The organism is Microbacterium sp. PAMC22086 (assembly GCF_019443525.1).
Lineage (GTDB): Bacteria > Actinomycetota > Actinomycetes > Actinomycetales > Microbacteriaceae > Microbacterium > Microbacterium maritypicum.
This window is the reverse complement of record NZ_CP080380.1, coordinates 2,755,904-2,772,413: the sequence shown is the minus strand read 5'-3', so window position 1 is coordinate 2,772,413 and position 16,510 is coordinate 2,755,904. Positions and strand designations below refer to the sequence as shown.

Below are 16,510 nucleotides of genomic sequence, written 5' to 3'. Positions count from 1 at the left end.
TTCCACAACCTGCGTGGATGGCATGAATCAGGTGTGAGGTTGCCCTAGACTTGGGTGTGCTCTGTTCGCGATCTGAAAGGTGCATCGTGCCCTCGAAACGCAGCCTTCGTTGGGCCGCCCTCCCTGTGGGAGTTGCGGCAGCCTTGGCCCTGGCGGGATGCTCTCCCACCGAGCTGAACGGCTTTCTTCCGGGCTTCGTGGAGGGTGGACCCGCGGCCACCAACCAGACCGAGCGTGTCTCGTCGCTCTGGGTCAACTCGTGGATCGTGCTTCTCGCCGTCGGCATCATCACCTGGGGCCTGATGGCCTGGGCGGCGATCGCCTACCGCCGTCGCAAGGGCCAGACCGGTCTCCCGGTGCAGATGCGCTACAACATGCCGATCGAGATCTTCTACACGATCGTGCCGCTCATCCTGGTTCTGGGCATGTTCTTCTTCACCGCTCGCGATCAGACGGAGATCGAGGCCAAGTGGGACGAGCCCGACGTCGAGATCACCGCCATCGCGAAGCAGTGGGCGTGGGACTTCCAGTACGACGGAGACGAGAAGGACAACTCCGACGCTGTGTGGACCATGGGCATCCAGGCCCAGCCCGACAAGGACGGCAACATCGATCAGGCGCAGCTGCCGACGCTGGTGCTGCCGGTCGACAAGAAGGTCACGATCAACCTTCAGTCGCGCGACGTCATCCACTCCTTCTGGATCATCGACTTCCTGTACAAGAAGGACATGTTCATCGGGAAGGACAACTCCTGGTCGTTCATCCCCACCCGTGAGGGCGAGTACGCCGGCAAGTGCGCCGAGCTCTGCGGTGAGTACCACTCGATGATGCTCTTCAACGTGAAGGTCGTCTCGCAGAGCGAGTACGACTCCTACCTCGCGTCGCTCGAGGAGCAGGGCAACACCGGTGACATCACCGGCGCCTACGACCGTCTCTCGAACCTTCCGGGGACCACCCCGAAGACCGACACCGAGGAAGGAGGGGAGTAAGCCATGTCGACCACAGAAGCTCCCCGTACCGACGAGTCTCCCCGCTCGCGTCCCCAGACTCTGCCCGCACGCCAGGCCGCTCTCATGAGCTCCTCGCGCGTCGAGCAGAAGGGCAACATCGTCGTCAAGTGGATCACCTCCACCGACCACAAGACCATCGGGTACATGTACCTGATCGCGTCGGTGATGTTCTTCCTCCTCGGCGGTGTGATGGCACTCGTCATCCGTGCCGAGCTGTTCGCGCCGGGTATGCAGATCATCCCGACCAAGGAGCAGTACAACCAGCTGTTCACGATGCACGGCACGATCATGCTGCTGATGTTCGCGACGCCGCTGTTCGCCGGCTTCGCCAACGCGATCCTGCCCCTGCAGATCGGCGCCCCTGACGTCGCCTTCCCGCGTCTGAACGCCTTCGCCTTCTGGCTCTTCCTGTTCGGTTCCACGATCGCGGTGGCCGGCTTCCTCACCCCGCAGGGCGCGGCATCCTTCGGGTGGTTCGCCTATCAGCCGTTGGCAGGGGCATCGTTCTCGCCGGGTGCGGGTGGAAACCTCTGGATGGTGGGTCTCGGCATCTCCGGATTCGGAACGATCCTCGGTGCCGTCAACTTCATCACCACGATCATCACGATGCGTGCCCCCGGTATGACGATGTGGCGCATGCCGATCTTCTCGTGGAACACGCTCATCACGAGCCTCCTGATCCTGATGGCGTTCCCGGTGCTTGCCGCAGCCATCTTCGCCGCGGCGGCCGACCGCATCCTCGGTGCTCACATCTACGACCCGGCCAACGGCGGCGTTCTGCTCTGGCAGCACCTGTTCTGGTTCTTCGGTCACCCCGAGGTGTACATCATCGCGCTGCCGTTCTTCGGTATCGTCTCCGAGATCTTCCCGGTCTTCAGCCGCAAGCCGATCTTCGGATACAAGACCCTCGTCTACGCGACGATCGCCATCGCCGCTCTCTCGGTCGCGGTGTGGGCTCACCACATGTATGTGACGGGCTCGGTCCTGCTGCCGTTCTTCGCGCTCATGACGATGCTGATCGCCGTGCCGACGGGTGTGAAGATCTTCAACTGGATCGGTACCCTCTGGCGAGGGTCGGTCACCTTCGAGACTCCGATGGTCTTCGCTCTCGGGTTCCTCGTGTCGTTCGTCTTCGGTGGTCTGACCGGTGTCATCCTCGCGGCTCCGCCGCTGGACTTCGCCCTCTCCGACTCGTACTTCGTGGTCGCCCACTTCCACTACGTGGTGTTCGGAACCGTGGTGTTCGCCATGTTCGCCGGCTTCTACTTCTGGTGGCCGAAGTGGACCGGACGCATGCTGAACGAGCGTCTCGGCTACGTGCACTTCTGGCTTCTGTTCATCGGCTTCCACATGACCTTCCTCATCCAGCACTGGCTGGGCGTCGACGGCATGGTGCGTCGTTACGCCGACTACTCGGAGGCCGACGGATGGACCTGGCAGAACCAGGTCTCGACGATCGGTGCCATCATCCTGGGCGCTTCGATGCTGCCGTTCTTCCTGAACGTCTGGATCACCGCCCGCAAGGCGCCGAAGGTCACGGTCAACGACCCGTGGGGCTACGGCGGATCGCTCGAGTGGGCGACGTCCTGCCCGCCCCCGCGTCACAACTTCACGTCGATCCCGCGCATCCGCAGCGAGCGGCCTGCGTTCGACCTGAATCACCCGGAGGCTGCGGAGTTCGCCACGACGGCTCCCGGCGAGCGAGAGGCCCACTAAGTCATGCGCGACAACGTCATTCTCTGGTGGATCCTGACGGCGTTCTTCGCTCTCGTCGGAGTCGTCTACACCGGTTGGCACATCCTGGCCACACCGAACGACAACTTCGCGATGCGAATCGAGTGGGTCGGTACGGTCGCCCTGTTCTTCGCCGCCTTCATGGCAGCGATGATCGCGTTCTATCTCGATCGCACTCACAAGGCGCAGCGTGGTGAGCTGCCCGAAGACATCCTGACCTCCGACATCGACGACGGTGACCCGGAGCTCGGCGAGTTCAGCCCGTGGTCCTGGTGGCCCATCGTCCTCGCTGCCTCGGCGGGAGTCTTCGTCGTGGGGCTCGCGGTCGGGCACTTCCTCCTGCCGATCGGCCTCGCGATCTTCGTCGTCGCGATCGTCGGCTGGGTGTACGAGTACTACCGCGGCAACTTCGCCCGCTGACCCAGCTGCACTGAAGAAGGCCCCCGGAGGAATCCGGGGGCCTTCTTCGTGCGCCGGGGCCGTGATCAGGCGTGGGCGCGGATGCGTGCGATGCCGGTCAACGGATCCACGGGGCGGTGGTGGACGCCATCGCTGTCTTCGACCGCGTAACCCTCCCGGACCCAGTACTCGAAACCGCCGATCATCTCGCGTACGGCGTATCCGAGGCGGGCGAACTCGAGCGCGCCCTTGGCGCCGGCGTTGCAGCCGGGGCTCCAGCAGTAGACGACCACGTCCGTACCCTCGGGGATCTCGGTGGCAGCACGCGAGGCGATCTCGCTGTAGTGCATGTGCACGGCACCGGCGATCCGCCCCTGGGCCCACGCCTCGTCGGAGCGGACGTCGACGACGACGATGTTCTCGCCGGCCTTGAGCGCCGTGTGCACATCGCTGGGGTCTGTCTCATAGGTCAACTTGGCTGCGTAGAACTCGGCACGATCGATCATGATTCCAGCCTACGGAGACACGCGAGAACCATCCGGTGGAATCCAGTCGCTCAGCGACGGATTGCGGTCAATGCCGGAGCCGGGGGTATACGCCAGCCAGTGCGGCCGGGCGAGGTCAGCGGCAGAGGTGCCGTCGTCGATCGCGGCGCGTTCGACGATCGACGTACTGCTACCGATCGGAGCACATCCGTGGATCAGAGCACAGCCGTGAATCAGAGCACAGCCGTGAATCAGAGCACAGCCGTGAATCAGAGCACAGCCGTCATCTGCGTGCGCGGTCCGTGCTCGAAGAGGCCCAGCGCGGATTCGACCTGGACCAGATCTCGGAGCAGTGGGGTGTCCGGCTCGCTCACGACGAAGCCGCAGGACGTGTAGAAGGGGGCGTTCCAGGGCACGTCGATGTAGGTGCGAAGGGTGATCTCGGTATGACCCCGGAGGCGCGATTCCGTGAGCGCGGCCGTGACGAGCTCACGACCGATACCCTGGCGTCCGTAAGAGGGAAGCACCGAGAGCTGCTCGAGATGCGCGTGGCCGTCGAGCTCCAGCACGTGCACGAAGCCCACGACGACCGGCGTCGTGGTGGTCCCGTCGTGGTGTTCGGCGACGAGGACGAAGCCCGGCATCGACGCGCGTTCCTGCGGGGGCGTCGGGGGAGGCCAGTCGACGGCTCCGAACCGTTCGATGAGGAGGGCATCGGCGGCCACTTCGATCTGTTCCGTCGCCGCGTCATCGTCGGGCGCGGCCGGGCGGACGACGACGTTGATGCTCATTCGGAGACAGCCGCGATCGCTTCGATCTCGACCAGCTGGTCGTCGTAGCCGAGCACCGTCACGCCCAGGAGCGTGCTGGGCACGTCGTGCGCGCCGAAAGCCGCATGGATGACATCCCAGGCCGCGACGAGGTCGGCCTGCGATGAGGAGGCCACGAGTACCCGCGTGCTGATGACGTCCGTCATGGTCGCGCCGGCGATCTCGAGCGCCCCCTGGAGGGTCTCTACGCACTTGGCCGCCTGAGCGGCGTAGTCGCCGGGTGCAGCAGTCGTGCCATCGTCGTTCAGCGGGCACGCGCCGGCGAGGAAGATCAGGCGTGAGCCGGCCGGTGCGGTCGCGGCGTAGGCGTAGGGGACTTCGGCGAGGGCGGTGCCGCGGATCAGCTGGACGACGGACGACATGGATCGATCCTCTCATTAGGGGATTAACGATGAAGGCCCCGTCCGCAGGGACGAGGCCTTCATCAGTGGGGGAGTGGCGACTACTCGCCATCCTCCGACTTCTTGCGAGGCTTCTTCACCGGCTCGGTCGCGATGACCGTGCTCGGCGTGTTCGGCGTCTCGTCGACGTGGGTCTCATCGACCGTGAGCGGGGCGTCAGGGAATCCTGCGCGCTCGTGGGCGCCCTGGATCTCTGCAGCCTCGGTCTCGTCGTTGTGGGCCGTGACGTGGTGCTGGTGAGCATCCGCCGCCTCGACCTCGGCCTGCGTGAGCGGGGCGAGACGGTCCTCGAAGAACCAACGGGAGATCGAGGAACGGAGGTTCTCGGTCCACGGGATGCGGCCCTTGTCATTGGGGCGCACCACGAGGGGCTCGTAAGTGTCGACGTCGATCAGCTTCCAGCGGTCGTACTTGTCGACCGGCTGGTGCACCTCGATGAACTCGCCACCGGGGAGGCGGACGATGCGGCCGGACTCGAAACCGTGCAGCACGATCTCGCGGTCCTTCTTCTGCAGCGCGATGCAGATGCGCTTCGTGACGAAGTAACCCAGGATCGGCCCGAGGAAGAGCAGGGCCTGCAGCGTGTGGATCACGCCCTCCATCGTGAGCATGAAGTGCGTCGCGATGAGGTCGGACGATGCCGCGGCCCAGAGGACGGCGTAGAAGATGACGCCGGCCACACCGATCGCCGTGCGCGTCGCGGCGTTGCGCGGGCGCTGTGCGATGTGGTGCTCGCGCTTGTCTCCGGTGACCCACGCCTCGATGAAGGGGTAGATCGCCACCGCCACGATGAACAGGCCGAGGACCAGAACCGGGGCGATGATGCCGAACGACCAGGTGTGGTCGAGGAAGACGATGTCCCAGTTCGACGGTGCCAGACGCAGGGCGCCGTCGGCGAAGCCGATGTACCAGTCGGGCTGGGTGCCGGCAGAGACAGGGGACGGGTCGTACGGACCGTAGTTCCAGATCGGGTTGATCTGGAAGAACGTCGCGATCAACACGATGGTGCCGAAGACGATGAACAGGTATCCGCCCATCTTGGACATGTACACCGGCATCATCGGGTAGCCCACGACGTTGTCGTTCGTGCGGCCCGGGCCGGCGAACTGCGTGTGCTTGTTGATGATCATGAGCATCAGGTGCACCACGATCAGCGCGATGACGAGCATCGGCAGCAGCAGGATGTGCAGCGTGTACAGGCGTCCGACGATGTCGGTACCCGGGAACTCGCCACCGAAGAGGAGGAACGAGGTCCAGGTGCCGATCAGGGGGAGACCCTTGATCATGCCGTCGATGATGCGGAGGCCGTTGCCCGAGAGCAGGTCGTCGGGAAGCGAGTATCCGGTGAAGCCCTCGGCCATCGCGAGGATGAAGAGGATGAAGCCGATCACCCAGTTGAGCTCACGCGGCTTGCGGAAGGCACCGGTGAAGAACACGCGGAGCATGTGCACGCCGATGCCGGCGATGAACACGAGGGCGGCCCAGTGGTGGATCTGCCGGACCAGGAGTCCACCGCGCAGATCGAAGGAGATGTGCAGCGACGACTCGAGCGCCGCGGACATCTCGATACCCCGCATCGGAGCGTAGGCGCCGGTGTAGTGGGTCTCGACCATGGACGCCTGGAAGAAGAACGTCAGGAAGGTTCCGGAGAGGAACACCACGACGAAGCTCCAGAGCGCGATCTCGCCGAGCATGAACGACCAGTGGTCGGGGAAGATCTTGCGTCCGAGCTCCTTGACGAAGCCGGAGAGGCTGGTGCGCTCATCGATGTAGTTCGACGCGGCACCGACGAAGCGACCGCCGAGGGGCGCCTTGGTGTCCTTGTCCTCTTTGGACAGCGTTGCGGTGCTCAATGGCGCTCCCAGAAGCTCGGGCCGACGGGTTCCTTGAAGTCGCTGCGTGCGACCAGGTAGCCCTCGTCATCGACGGTGATGGGCAGCTGCGGCAGCGGACGAGCCGCCGGGCCGAAGATGACCTTTGCATGGTCCGTGACGTCGAACTGCGACTGGTGGCACGGGCACAGCAGGTGGTGGGTCTGCTGCTCGTACAGAGCCACAGGGCATCCGACGTGCGTGCAGACCTTGGAGTACGCGACGATGCCGTCGTAGGACCAGTCCTTGCGGTCCTCGGCCTCGATCAGCTGCTCGGGGCGCAGGCGCATCATCAGCACGATGGCCTTGGCCTTCTCTTCGAGGTAGCCGTCGCTGTGGCTGAGGGTGGCGAGTTCCTCCGGGATCACGTGGAACGCCGAACCCAGGGTGACGTCAGCCGCGCGGATCGGGGTGCCGTCGGGATCGCGCACCAGGCGCGCGCCCTCTTCCCACATGGTGTGCTTGAGCAGCACGACCGGGTCGCCCGCGGTGGGGTCTTCCGGAGTGGAGTGCGGCGCCAGGCCACGGAACAGCGTCACGCCGGGGATGATCGAGGCGACGATCGCGGCGAAAAGCGAGTTGCGGATCATCGAGCGACGGCCGAAGCCCGACTCCTCATTCGCGTCGGAGAAGGCCTTGATGGCCGCTTCGCGCGTGGAGTCCTTGCCACGGGTGGGGTGGCGGTGCTCGATGAACTCCTTGTCGGACATGAGGGCCTTGGACCAGTGGATGGCACCGATGCCGAGGGCCAGCAGCGCGAGCGCGATGCCGAGACCGATGAAGAGGTTGTTCTGCCGGATGTCGATGAGCGCGCCGCTCTCGATCGGGAACAGCATGTAGGCGGCGACCGCCCAGATGCTGCCGGCGAGCGAGAGATAGAACAGCGTGTAGACAGTGCGGACAGCGGCCTTCTCGGCGCGCGGGTCCTTATCGGTCATCCGCTCGCGGTGCGGCGGAAGCCCGGGGTTCTGCACGGGATCGCTGACTGCGACACCCAGCCCCGGAGAGGGCTGGTAGGCCCTGTCAAGAGCCTGCGAGTCGTCGTCGTGTGCCATGGTGCTCCTCGTACGTTCCTCTTCGATGATTAAGCGTCAGTTGGACTTCGCCGTGATCCACACGGTGACGGCGACGAGCGCGCCGATACCGAAGATCCACACGAACAGGCCTTCGGAGACCGGACCGAGCGAGCCCAGCGAGAAGCCACCGATCTGCACGGACTGCTGCTGGAAGAGCAGCGCCGAGATGATGTCGCGCTTGTCTTCGTCGGACAGGTTCATGTCGCCGAAGACCGGCATGTTCTGGGGGCCGGTGACCATGGCGGCATACATGTGCAGCGCGCTGGTCTCGCTGAGTCCGGGGGCGTACTTGCCCTCGGTGAGCGCTCCACCCGCGGCGGCCACGTTGTGGCACATCGCGCAGTTGACGCGGAACAGCTCGGCGCCGTTGGAGACATCGCCCTTGCCGTCGAGGATGTGGTCCGACGGGAACGTCGGGCCGGGAGCCTCGGACTGGACGAAGGACGAGATCGCGAGGATCTGGTCCTCGGTGAACTGCGGGGCCTTCTGCGGCGCCTGGGGGCCCTGCATCTGCAGAGGCATGCGGCCGGTCGAGAGCTGGAACTCGGTCGCCAGCTCACCCACGCCGTAGAGGCTGGGGCCGTTGGCGGTTCCCTGCAGGTCGAGACCGTGGCAGGTGGCGCAGTTGGCCGTGAACAGCTTCTTGCCGTCCTCCACGGTCAACTGCGAGGTCGCCGCCGACTGGGTGTCGGTCGCGGCGAACGCAGCGGTCGCGCCGGCGTACACGGCGCCGGTGATCATGAGGCCTGCGCCGATGAGCGCGGCCGCCGCCAAAGGGCTGCGACGACCGCTGGAACGGCGCTTCTTCTCTCGTGCCATCTCGGGGATCAGCTCCGCTCTTATTTCAGGAAGTAGATAACGAGGAACAGCACGATCCAGACGACGTCGACGAAGTGCCAGTAGTAGGACACCACGATCGAGGAGGTCGCCTCCTTGTGCCGGAAGTTCTTGACGGCGTAAGCGCGTCCGATGACGAGCAGGAACGCGACCAGTCCGCCGGTGACGTGCAGGGCGTGGAAGCCCGTCGTCAGGTAGAACGCGGAAGCGTACGAGTCAGCGCTGATGGGCATGCCCTCAGCAACGAGCTGGGCATACTCCCAGACCTGGCCGGAGACGAAGATCGCGCCGAGGGCGAAGGTGAGGAAGAACCACTCGACCATTCCCCATCCGAACAGGCGACGGCGTCCGGCGCCGTTCTTCTGTCCCTTGCCGATCTTGTAGGGCTGCAGGTCCTCTGCCGCGAACACGCCCATCTGGCACGTGAACGAGGAGAGTACGAGGATCGCAGTGTTCACTGCGGCGAACGGGACGTTCAGCAGCTCGGTCCGGGCCGCCCACAGCTCCGGAGAGGTGCTGCGGAGGGTGAAGTAGATCGCGAAGAGTCCCGCGAAGAACATCACCTCACTGCCGAGCCACACAATGGTGCCGACAGCTACCGGGTTGGGCCGCTTAATCGTTCTCGCCGCCGGGGCATACGTCGCTGAGGTCGTCACCCCTCCATTATGGCCGATCCGCGGGCGTGATTCTTGCACCGACGGCCCTCGAATAGCCTGCCTTGGACTTAGGGGACCCTAAGAAAACACTGCGAATACCCGGTGAATCCGCGGGAAACAAGGGGTGAGGCCCCTGTGCACGTGTGTTCGGAAGCATCTGCATGTTTTCTCTGCGCCGATAGGATCGCACACATGGCTGATTCCCTGACCTGGTCCGACGTGCTCTCCTCTCTGTTGGAGCGCCGTGATCTCAGCGTGTGGGAGTCCACGTGGGCCATGCGTCAGATCATGCAGGGAGGCGTCACCGAAGCGCAGTTGGCGGGCTTCCTCGTAGCCCTCCGTGCGAAGGGGGAGACGATCGACGAGATCGTCGGCTTCCGCGATGCGATCCTCGAGGCTGCGGTTCCCCTTCCCGTCTCACCCGACGTGCTGGACATCGTCGGAACCGGCGGTGACCGAGTCGGCACGGTGAACGTCTCGACCACGGCGGCGATCATCATCGGCGCGACGGGTGTGCCCGTGGTCAAGCACGGCAATCGCGCGGCGAGCTCCGCCTCCGGGTCTTCCGACGTGCTGGGGGCCCTCGGGCTCGAGCTGTCCCTCGACCCTGCCGCCGTCGCATCCATCCTCGACCGCACCGGCATCACCTTCGCCTGGGCCGGAGCCTTCCACCCGGGCTTCAAGCACGCCGGTCCCGTGCGGGCGGAGCTGGGAGTGCCGACCGTCTTCAACATGCTCGGACCGCTGTGCAACCCCGCTCGTGCCGAGGCCAACGCGGTCGGCGTCGCGCAGATCGAGCGCGTCCCGCTGATCACGGGTGTGTTCCGTACCCGTGGTGCGACGGCGCTCGTCTTCCGTGGCGATGACGGACTCGACGAGCTCACCACCACCGGACACAGTCGCATCTGGGAGGTCACCCGCGGGGACATCCACGAGCACGACCTCGACCCCCGCGACCTCGGCATCCCGATCGCCGATCTCGCCGACCTCATCGGCGGCTCGCCCCAGCACAATGCGGAGGTGCTCCGGCGCACCTTGGCGGGGGAGACCGGCGCCGTGCGTGACATTGTGCTGCTCAACGCCGCGGCGGGCATCGTCGCCTTCGAGCTCTCGCAGGACGCCACTCAGGTGCAGCGGCCGATCCTGGAGCGCCTGCGTGAAGGCTACGACAAGGCGTCGGCGGCGGTCGACGACGGTCGCGCCCTAGCGAAGCTCGACCAGTGGATCTCGGTGAGTCGCGAACTGGCTGCTCCGAAGGAGTGACCGTGGACCCCGTCGACGCGCTGCTGGAGATCGCCTCTCTGCTGGAGCGCGAGCGGGCGTCGCGCTATCGAGCGAAGGCGTTTCGTCAGGCCGCGGCGACACTGCAGGACCTTCCCGACGACGTCCGCGCCGATCCCACCCGACTGCGTGCGGCGAGGGGCATCGGCGAGTCGACGTTCGCGGTGATCCGTCAGGCCCAGGCGGGGCAGGTTCCCGACTACCTCGTCGAGCTGCGGGGAGATGTCGAACCCGAGCGCGTCTCCGAGCTTCGCGCGAAGCTCCGCGGCGACCTGCACGCGCATACCGACTGGTCCGATGGAACGACTCCGCTCTCGGTGATGGCTGCTGCTGCACGCGCCCTCGGGCACGAGTATCAAGCGATCACGGATCACTCGCCACGCCTTCGGGTGGCCAGAGGGCTCTCTGCGGAGCGGCTGCGCGAGCAGATGCCCCTCGTGCGTGCGGAATCCGGCGACGGTTTCACCCTTCTCACCGGCATCGAGGTCGACATCCTCGAAGACGGGGCGCTCGATCAGGAAGACAACCTGCTCGCCGAGCTCGACATCGTCGTGGCATCGGTCCACTCCAAGCTGCGCATGCACTCGCGTCCGATGACCGCGCGGATGATCGCCGCGGTGTCGCACCCGAGGGTGAACGTGCTCGGACACTGCACAGGTCGACTCGTACAGGGCGAGCGGGGCGCGCGCCCGCAGTCGGCGTTCGATGCGGCAGCGGTCTTCTCCGCCTGCGCCGACAACGGAGTGGCCGTCGAAATCAATTCCCGGCCTGAGCGTCAGGATCCGCCGGATGAGCTGATCGCGATCGCCCTGGAGGCGGGATGCCTGTTCTCCATCGATTCGGATGCTCATGCTCCCGGCCAGCTCTCACTGCTGGACCACGGCGCCGAGCGCGCGGAGCGGGCGGGGATCCCCGCGTCGCGGATCGTGACGACCTGGGGGCTCTCGCGTCTGCTCGCCTGGGCGGAGTAGACCCGCTCCGTCGCCCTGTCAGCCGGCTTTGAGTGCGGCGTTGGACACCGCGGCGACCGCACGCGTCATGGAGCCGCCGAGGTTCCACTTCTCCGCGAGTGCCGTGGCCGCGTCCACCTCTGCGGGGTCGAGCACTCGAAGCGGAACGTCGGGTGCGGTGAGGGGGAGGGAGGTGGCGACGGCCACCACCGTCGGCGCGACATCGAGGTAGGCGGATGCCGCGAGCAGCTTCGCACGCACTCCGGCGCTCATGCCCTCGCCTGCCTCCGCGGCGGCACGGATGCCCTCGAGATCGGCGTGCGCCTGGAGCAGGGTCGCCGCGGTCTTCTCGCCGACGCCGGCCACCCCGGGGAGTCCGTCTGAGGCATCGCCGCGCATGGTGGCGAAGTCGGCGTACTGCGAGGGGAGCACGCCGTACTTCGCGACCACCGTCGCATCGGTCACGATCTCGAGGTTGCTCATGCCGCGTGCGGTGTAGATTACCCGCACGTCGCGGGCGTCGTCGACGAGCTGGAACAGGTCACGGTCGCCCGTGACGATGTCGACCGGCATCGTCGCGGTGGTCGCGAGCGTGCCGATCACGTCGTCGGCCTCGTGCTCCGCGACCCCGACGATGGGGATCCCGATCGCCGCGAGCGTCTCGCGGATGAGGGGGATCTGGGCTTCGAGAGGGTCGGGAACCTCTTCGACGTCTGGCCCGCTCTCGACGACTTCGACGACGCGGTGCGTCTTGTAGCTGGGGATGAGGTCGACGCGCCACTGCGGGCGCCAGTCGTCGTCCCAGCAGGCGACCACATGAGTGGGCTCGTAGAGCGTGACGAGCTTAGCGATGATGTCGAGCAGACCGCGTGCTGCGTTGATCGGCGAGCCGTCCGGTGCGGTCACCTTGTCGGGGACGCCGTAGAAGGCACGGAAGTAGAGGCTGGCGGTGTCGAGCAGCATGAGGCGATCGGTCACGAACGACAGTCTGACACGGGCACGTGGCGCGGGCCGGCGCTTGTCGGTCGCAGACTGAGACGATCCGCTCGGTGGGGACACTCACGGGTATGAAAGCTCCTCTTCGCACGTTCTCGTCCCTCGTCCTGGGCGGGGTGGTGCTCGCCGCGGCACTGGCCGGATGCGCGACGTCGGCGGGAACTTCTCCGGTTCCGGAGTCGACGTCCGATCCGAACACCTCTGACACGTCATATGCCCCGAAGGCGGCGTGGCTCGATGGAACGTCATTCGTGTTGAAGACATGGGGCGATGCGTGCGTGCCGCAGATCGGGGACATCGTCGCGGGGGATCAGTCCCTCGAGATCGTGCACGTCGACGGGGAGGACGAGGCGTGTGCGGACGTGCAGACCGCGCACGGAACCTACATGGGCTTGCCGGCCGGGTTCGATTCCTCACGCCCGGTGGAGCTGACGGTGACCGACGCGGCAGGCGTGAAGAGCGAGCTCACTCTGCCCGGGCTCGCGGACGGGGAGATCATCCCTGCGGACAGGATGTCTCCGCAGGCACCGGCGGCGACGTGGATCGATGAGCGCGAGCTCGCGATCCTGACATGGGGGTCGTCGACGTGTACGCCGGCCGCCGGAACCGTCGAAGTCGTCAGCGAGACGGAGGGGATCGTCCGGCTGGAGCCGAGCGCGAACCAGGTCTGCACGATGGATCTGGTTCCGCAGGTCACGTTCGTGCCGGCGGAGGGCGTCGCCGCGGATGCGAAGCTGACGCTGGAAGGCTATGTGGATGCGGACGGTGCTCCGGTCGTCGTGACCGCCGTGCGCTAGTCCGGGTGCGTCGTCTCAGCAGCCGGGTGCCGACGGTCGCTGCGCGCAGGTGAACGCCACGAGCGCGGTGTGCGCCTCGAAGATGCGTATCTCCCGCGCGGGGCCGCGGATCGTGAGGTCGCCGGCCACTGGGAACCAGCCGCCGCCGAGGTCGACTTCGGCGGCGTAACGGACCGTGACGTGCGCCTGGTACGTGCCCCGTTCGCTGTACACATGGCTGGTGGAAGTGGGGGTGAACGGTGATTGACCGAGCGCCGACCACGTCTGTCCGCCTGTGCTCGAAGTGGCGGACGTGCCGTCGCCGTGCACGAACTCATAGCCGACAGGCGTGAAGCGCACGCTGAGCGGTGCGCCGAAAAGCGTGCCAGAGCGCGTGTGCACGGATGCCGCTGCGATGAAGTTCGTCGGCATCCCGGCCACGCCGACGTTGTCGGGCTCGCCCTCGTTCGCGACCGGATCCGGAGCGAACTGCGCCAGGTCGTCGATCGTGATCGCCGGGGCTGCAGGAGAGTCGGTGCCCGGTGACGACGGTTCCTCATCGATGACGGTGCGGAAGCAGCCGCGGGAGCTGTTCCAGTCGTCGAGACATGAGTCGAAGTCGAACTCGTGCACGGGGAAGGCGGGAAAGGACGGGGAGTCGGGGCGCGGCGCGCTGTCGCGGGGGCCGTCGGACGAGGTCTGGGTTTGCGTGCCGGAGATGGTCAAGGAGTTGCCATTATTGCTGCAGCCAGCTACCCAAGCGACGGCCACGTTGCAGGAGCTAGTTGCCGACGCCGACAACAAAGGCACCTGGACGAGAAGCAACAAGGAGGCGATTACGACGCGCACGTGAATGTGTCTGTCGGATCTTGGGCTGAGATCGTGACGAGTCCACTGCCATGCGCTCCGTCAAAGGTGACCAGCATGGGTTGTCGGGCGGGTCGATCGGGAGAGACTACGGATGAGCCGGATTCGTCGACAACGTCGACCTCGGTTACATCAATGCAGACATTCGCTGAGATGGTTCCGCTAGCGAGATCCGCGGAGGCTCCGGCGAACGAGTCGTACTTTGTGATCCCGATCGTGCGAGCCTTCGCAGCATAGAACTCGCTAAAGACCTTCCTCGTTGACGCTTCACTTGCGCCGGACAGCAGCACGTACACGGCGTCGAATGTCGAAGGGTCGCTGAAGTCGACCTGGTTTACCGCATCCGTGTAGGCCCGATACGTCTCTTCTGCGGCGGCGAAGGCTTCTTCCTCCGAGGCGAAGGCCGCGGTGGGAGTGGGTGTCGGCTCGGGCGTCGGCGCGCAGCCCGCGAGCATCAGGACGATCGAGACCATCATGAGCGCACCGGAACGACGGGGAATGGCGGAGGAAGCTGTCGGCGGGATCACCCAGACACGGTAACCCGGAGGGTCGACGGCCCGTGTGAGTTATCCACAGCGCGATGCTCGGGGGAATCCGACTCCTGCAGTGTCGGAACTTCTGATAGCGTTAACTGTCACTCGTGGCGTGCATACGCGTGCCCTCGTGGCGAGAAAACCAAAATCCAACTGCTGTAAAGCATGCAGTCGGCCGTGCGCGGCCGTTGCCTCCCAGCCCGAGTCTCCATTCAACAAGGACAACCCACTACATGACTACCGCAACGACCGCCCCGGCCACCAAGCAGGTCGCCATCAACGACATCGGATCTGCTGAGGACTTCCTGGCCGCGGTCGAGAAGACCCTGAAGTTCTTCAACGACGGCGACATCATCGAAGGCACGATCGTCAAGATCGACCGCGATGAGGTCCTCCTCGATGTCGGCTACAAGACCGAGGGTGTCATCCCCTCGCGTGAGCTCTCGATCAAGCACGACGTCGACCCCAACGAGGTCGTCGCTGTCGGCGATCTGGTCGAGGCCCTCGTTCTCCAGAAGGAGGACAAGGAAGGCCGTCTGATCCTCTCCAAGAAGCGCGCACAGTACGAGCGTGCCTGGGGAGACGTCGAGAAGATCAAGGAGAACGACGGCGTCGTCACCGGTACGGTCATCGAGGTCGTCAAGGGTGGACTCATCGTCGACATCGGCCTCCGTGGCTTCCTCCCGGCTTCGCTCATCGAGCTGCGCCGCGTCCGCGACCTCACGCCGTACCTCGGCCAGGAGATCGAAGCCAAGATCCTCGAGCTCGACAAGAACCGCAACAACGTCGTCCTGAGCCGCCGTGCGCTGCTCGAGCAGACGCAGTCGGAGTCGCGCACCACGTTCCTGAACAACCTGCACAAGGGTCAGGTCCGCAAGGGTGTCGTCTCGTCGATCGTCAACTTCGGTGCGTTCGTCGACCTGGGCGGCGTGGACGGCCTCGTGCACGTCTCCGAGCTGTCCTGGAAGCACATCGAGCACGCCTCCGAGGTCGTCGAGGTGGGCCAGGAGGTCACCGTCGAGATCCTCGAGGTCGACCTCGACCGCGAGCGCGTCTCCCTGTCGCTGAAGGCGACGCAGGAGGACCCGTGGCAGGTCTTCGCCCGTACCCACGCGATCGGACAGGTCACGCCGGGTAAGGTCACCAAGCTCGTCCCGTTCGGTGCGTTCGTCCGCGTCGCAGACGGCATCGAGGGCCTCGTCCACATCTCCGAGCTCTCCAGCAAGCACGTCGAGCTGGCTGAGCAGGTCGTGTCGGTCGGCGAAGAGGTCTTCGTCAAGGTCATCGACATCGACCTCGAGCGTCGTCGCATCTCGCTGTCGCTGAAGCAGGCCAACGAGTCGGTCGACCCCAACGGCACCGAGTTCGACCCGGCCCTGTACGGCATGCTCGCCGAGTACGACGAGAACGGCGAGTACAAGTACCCGGAGGGCTTCGACGCCGAGACCGGTGCGTGGAAGGAAGGCTTCGACGCCCAGCGCGAGGCATGGGAGCAGGAGTACGCTGCAGCCCAGGCTCGCTGGGAGGCGCACAAGGCTCAGGTCGTCAAGGCGGCCGAGGCCGAGGCTGCGGCCGGAGACGACTTCGGTGGCCAGTCCTTCACCAGCGAGGCTGCCGGCGCCGGTACCCTCGCGGACGACGAGGCTCTCGCCGCTCTGCGCGAGAAGCTCTCGGGCGGCAACGCGTAAGCAGCATTCTGAAACGGGTCGTCACCTCGCCTTCGGGCGGGTGTGGCGGCCCGTTTCGCATGTCCGCGTGGAGGATTCCCGTGCGTGACGCAGCATTACGCCGGTATTCGTAGCAATCGA

Annotated in this window: 17 protein-coding genes; 7 read left to right on the top strand and 10 right to left on the bottom strand. The window is 65.7% G+C overall.

What is annotated here, in order from left to right; genetic code table 11:
• The first annotated feature begins 86 nt into the window (after positions 1-86).
• The 3 genes from coxB to KY497_RS13755 are packed head-to-tail and all read left to right on the top strand — an operon-like array spanning position 87 to position 3,164.
• A complete protein-coding gene (gene coxB / locus KY497_RS13765) occupies positions 87-989 on the top strand; it encodes a cytochrome c oxidase subunit II (protein ID WP_029258335.1) in 903 nt (300 codons plus the stop codon).
• 3 nt (positions 990-992) lie between these two features.
• Complete coding sequence (gene ctaD / locus KY497_RS13760; protein ID WP_021201554.1) at positions 993-2,726, top strand: cytochrome c oxidase subunit I; 1,734 nt, start codon at positions 993-995, stop codon at positions 2,724-2,726.
• 3 nt (positions 2,727-2,729) lie between these two features.
• Positions 2,730-3,164 (top strand): cytochrome c oxidase subunit 4, encoded by a 435-nt coding sequence (locus KY497_RS13755; RefSeq protein WP_021201553.1) that lies wholly within the window; start codon positions 2,730-2,732, stop codon positions 3,162-3,164.
• Positions 3,165-3,229: 65 nt separating this feature from the next.
• Here the strand turns inward: KY497_RS13755 and KY497_RS13750 are convergent, their stop codons facing one another.
• From KY497_RS13750 to KY497_RS13720, 7 genes are all read right to left on the bottom strand, one after another.
• Positions 3,230-3,649, bottom strand: a complete 420-nt coding sequence (locus tag KY497_RS13750) for a rhodanese-like domain-containing protein (protein ID WP_218681906.1) — start codon at positions 3,647-3,649, stop codon at positions 3,230-3,232.
• Between the two features lie 248 nt (positions 3,650-3,897).
• On the bottom strand, positions 3,898-4,419 hold the full coding sequence (locus KY497_RS13745; RefSeq protein ID WP_218681905.1) for a GNAT family N-acetyltransferase: 522 nt from the start codon (positions 4,417-4,419) through the stop codon (positions 3,898-3,900).
• A complete protein-coding gene (locus KY497_RS13740) occupies positions 4,416-4,820 on the bottom strand; it encodes a RidA family protein (RefSeq protein ID WP_219869276.1) in 405 nt (134 codons plus the stop codon). The genes KY497_RS13745 and KY497_RS13740 overlap by 4 nt, the downstream gene beginning before the upstream one ends.
• Positions 4,821-4,900: 80 nt before the next feature.
• The gene (locus tag KY497_RS13735; protein WP_021201549.1) at positions 4,901-6,712 is read right to left on the bottom strand and encodes a ubiquinol-cytochrome c reductase cytochrome b subunit; all 1,812 of its coding nucleotides are present in this window, start codon (positions 6,710-6,712) and stop codon (positions 4,901-4,903) included.
• Positions 6,709-7,785, bottom strand: coding sequence for a ubiquinol-cytochrome c reductase iron-sulfur subunit (locus tag KY497_RS13730; RefSeq protein ID WP_021201548.1), 1,077 nt, complete (start codon positions 7,783-7,785; stop codon positions 6,709-6,711). Before KY497_RS13730 ends, KY497_RS13735 begins: the two co-directional genes overlap by 4 nt.
• Before the next feature lie 36 nt (positions 7,786-7,821).
• Entirely contained in the window at positions 7,822-8,625 is an 804-nt protein-coding gene (locus KY497_RS13725; RefSeq protein ID WP_029258331.1) for a c-type cytochrome, read from the bottom strand.
• 20 nt (positions 8,626-8,645) lie between these two features.
• On the bottom strand, positions 8,646-9,203 hold the full coding sequence (locus KY497_RS13720; RefSeq protein ID WP_208323613.1) for a heme-copper oxidase subunit III: 558 nt from the start codon (positions 9,201-9,203) through the stop codon (positions 8,646-8,648).
• Between the two features lie 288 nt (positions 9,204-9,491).
• On the opposite strand from KY497_RS13720, the gene trpD reads away from it, so the two are divergent.
• Positions 9,492-10,562, top strand: coding sequence for an anthranilate phosphoribosyltransferase (trpD, locus tag KY497_RS13715; RefSeq protein WP_219869275.1), 1,071 nt, complete (start codon positions 9,492-9,494; stop codon positions 10,560-10,562).
• A gap of 2 nt (positions 10,563-10,564) precedes the next feature.
• Positions 10,565-11,551: a PHP domain-containing protein gene (locus KY497_RS13710; protein WP_219869274.1), complete on the top strand. Its 987-nt coding sequence runs from the start codon at positions 10,565-10,567 to the stop codon at positions 11,549-11,551.
• Between the two features lie 18 nt (positions 11,552-11,569).
• On the opposite strand, the gene KY497_RS13705 is transcribed toward KY497_RS13710, so the two are convergent.
• Positions 11,570-12,508, bottom strand: a complete 939-nt coding sequence (locus tag KY497_RS13705; RefSeq protein ID WP_055869129.1) for a 5'-3' exonuclease — start codon at positions 12,506-12,508, stop codon at positions 11,570-11,572.
• A gap of 89 nt (positions 12,509-12,597) precedes the next feature.
• Between KY497_RS13705 and KY497_RS13700 the strand changes: the two genes are divergently transcribed.
• The gene (locus KY497_RS13700) at positions 12,598-13,323 is read left to right on the top strand and encodes a hypothetical protein (RefSeq protein WP_219869273.1); all 726 of its coding nucleotides are present in this window, start codon (positions 12,598-12,600) and stop codon (positions 13,321-13,323) included.
• Between the two features lie 15 nt (positions 13,324-13,338).
• Here the strand turns inward: KY497_RS13700 and KY497_RS13695 are convergent, their stop codons facing one another.
• Together KY497_RS13695 and KY497_RS13690 are read right to left on the bottom strand one after the other, a co-directional pair.
• Positions 13,339-14,028: a hypothetical protein gene (locus tag KY497_RS13695; RefSeq protein WP_219869272.1), complete on the bottom strand. Its 690-nt coding sequence runs from the start codon at positions 14,026-14,028 to the stop codon at positions 13,339-13,341.
• Positions 14,029-14,138: 110 nt separating this feature from the next.
• Entirely contained in the window at positions 14,139-14,696 is a 558-nt protein-coding gene (locus tag KY497_RS13690; protein ID WP_219869271.1) for a hypothetical protein, read from the bottom strand.
• A gap of 239 nt (positions 14,697-14,935) precedes the next feature.
• Here KY497_RS13690 and rpsA point away from each other — a divergent pair, with 239 nt between their 5' ends.
• A complete protein-coding gene (gene rpsA / locus KY497_RS13685) occupies positions 14,936-16,390 on the top strand; it encodes a 30S ribosomal protein S1 (protein ID WP_017830264.1) in 1,455 nt (484 codons plus the stop codon).
• Positions 16,391-16,510 lie beyond the last annotated feature (120 nt).